1 protein-coding gene and 1 pseudogene are annotated in these 2,341 nt (G+C 35.6%); one reads left to right on the top strand and one right to left on the bottom strand.

Annotated elements, in window-relative coordinates; genetic code table 11:
• Window positions 1-103, top strand: a pseudogene (locus ACFIKE_RS09625) (TIGR01244 family phosphatase); the annotation flags it as partial.
• Between the two features lie 2,052 nt (window positions 104-2,155).
• Here ACFIKE_RS09625 and ACFIKE_RS09620 read toward each other — a convergent pair.
• The coding region (locus tag ACFIKE_RS09620; protein WP_375649607.1) for a riboflavin kinase at window positions 2,156-2,341 on the bottom strand (186 nt) is incomplete at its 5' end.

Genomic DNA, 2,341 nt, shown 5'->3' with positions numbered 1-2,341 from the left:
TAAAGCTATGCAAACAATTTTAAAAACCGCCTCTCTCCCCCTCCTCGCCTATTGCCAGCACGGAGCACGCTCGCTGCATCTTTATCGTTTAGCACGGCTTTAAACAGAGGTTTCGCACACTTACTCCTCACCCTAAAAGATGAAGACTCTTAAATACACATCGACCTGTAAAAAATAATCTGTCAATAATCTTTGTCTTGCGCCTTTCCCTTGGCTTGCCACTTCATAAAACTCTACAAGCAAGCTTTGCTCCTCAAACAACAAACATGCGCACCTGAAGCCGTAAAAATGCATGAAAATTCATATGATGATCAAGGAAATTTATTTTCACCTCACCTTTTATCACTGCTCCACCTCCTTTTTCTTAATCCTTTACCAATACGAGCTCATTCGTACGCCACAAACACCTAAAATGACAGTAAAACCACTAAGAAAACCCCATATTCCGGATAAAAGGCATGCAGAGTATTTTATAAAAAAGCCGTAAGCCATAATCTATGGTTATTATAAGATATTGATTTATAATAATTAATTATTTTGCACGTTGAATGAGAACGCCTAATACCGTAAGATTATCCCATTTTCAGTCTATTTATAGTGAATCAATCAAAAGCGTGTTTCTTGCATATCACAAGCAGAAAGTGTTCGTATGGCGTAAAACGAGTTAAGAAAAACTCCCTCTCATAAACGCTCTCAAATAGCCAAAGCTGTACAACACTGGAGGCTTGCCAATATAACTGATGATGCTAGATTGCTCTTTTATTAGGCATAAAGATGATAGCGCTCAACGGAGCTTGCATGATACCATTCATGAGTACCATCGTGAAAATTGATATGGGAAGCGTTGAGAGATATTTCTTTAAAACAAGCGCGTCAATTAGCAAAACAAGTATATTCCAGCATTTTATTTTACCCGTGGGGCGTGATATCCTATTCAAAGAATAACAAAAGCCTGAAACTGTTATTTTCATGATTTAAGAGATATTGCTCTGGACACTTTTGAAAGTGGAAAACCCGAATTTAAAAAAGACAATCATCTGGACTGATTTCCCCCTTTATAACTTCATATTTTTCCCCAATAAGGCTGTAAATTGATTTCAGAGATTATCCAAATGAATCTAGGCAATATAGGAGGCTCTTCTCATCTGGCATACAAAAGCTGTAACAGCAGAGAGAGTATTAAAGCGCCTTAATCTTTGTCTCAAACATATTGCTCGCGTTGAGGATCGCTAAAGCAAAAGCTTTATGAGAAAAACAATACGATAAAGTCACAAATAGACCAAACATAGATTGGAAAGATGTTCCAACTTTTATCCAATACTTCTATCAAAAAACAACAAAACATTATTGGCTTTGCGTTTTCATATCCTTACAAAACTGCCTGCCCGCTGCATTATAGGTGTTATATTTGTGAAGAAAAAAGGAGATATATGGACAGTTCTTAACTTGAGAATTTGCAAGATTTACGTGATACAATAACAAGGTTGTACTTTTATCAATCAAAAGCATGAGAAATTCTGAAGCAAATACACCTGCTTTCTCGTAATGATTTCTTTTTATCTGCAATCGATCGTAGTCTCCTTAATGTGAAGGACCTGTCACAATATACGAGAGAAACGAGACTTAAAGCATTTTCAAGCGGCTTCATTCTCGTTTACGTGATTGGGGTTAGCATAAAGCTGCTGCTGACCACCGCTCTACTTTACGAGACTCGACAAACAAACCTTTTTTTTAAATATTCATCATATGATACAAAATATCACAGGCGTAAGGTTTTACATAAACTCAATATCATCATAAAAGACGATACGACATAATAAAACAAATTAGAAAAAAGAAACCATAAATTTTAAAAACAGTCTTTCTCCCTCTTCACGTCTATTATTGCCAAATAGGCTGGGGCTTATTCTTTAATGCATCTTTTATGATGGTTTTTAACGGATCAGAAAGAAAAAAGCAGTAAACTTTTGAATGACAAGAAAAGCCATAAAATGAATTTTGAAAAAGATAATGCCAAAATCAGATCTTCAGATATTCGATTCTCCCTCTCAACAACGGAAAAAACATATATTCCATGATGCTTTGGAATATATCTTTGTGATTATAATCACTTTAAGTGCTATTTTTACGGCTCTTCTCTCTTTTTCAGATCAGTTTAGGACATATTTTTAAAAGTAAGCAGCCTATCCAACTTTGATAATGGTTGTACTGTCTTTAAAATTTCTTTTGCTTTTTTTTCATCACGATGCATTTGCGCAATCAAAGGTTCAAGCCCATCAAATTTTTCTTGTCCTCGCAAAAACTGCAAAAAAGAAACGGTACAGCTTTCCCCATAAAGGTC

Origin of the sequence: Bartonella sp. MU70NMGDW, from assembly GCF_042194085.1 — a bacterium.
GTDB classification, from domain to species: domain Bacteria; phylum Pseudomonadota; class Alphaproteobacteria; order Rhizobiales; family Rhizobiaceae; genus Bartonella; species Bartonella grahamii.
Note: the sequence above shows the minus strand (reverse complement) of the source record. Positions and strands in the feature narration are given on the sequence as shown.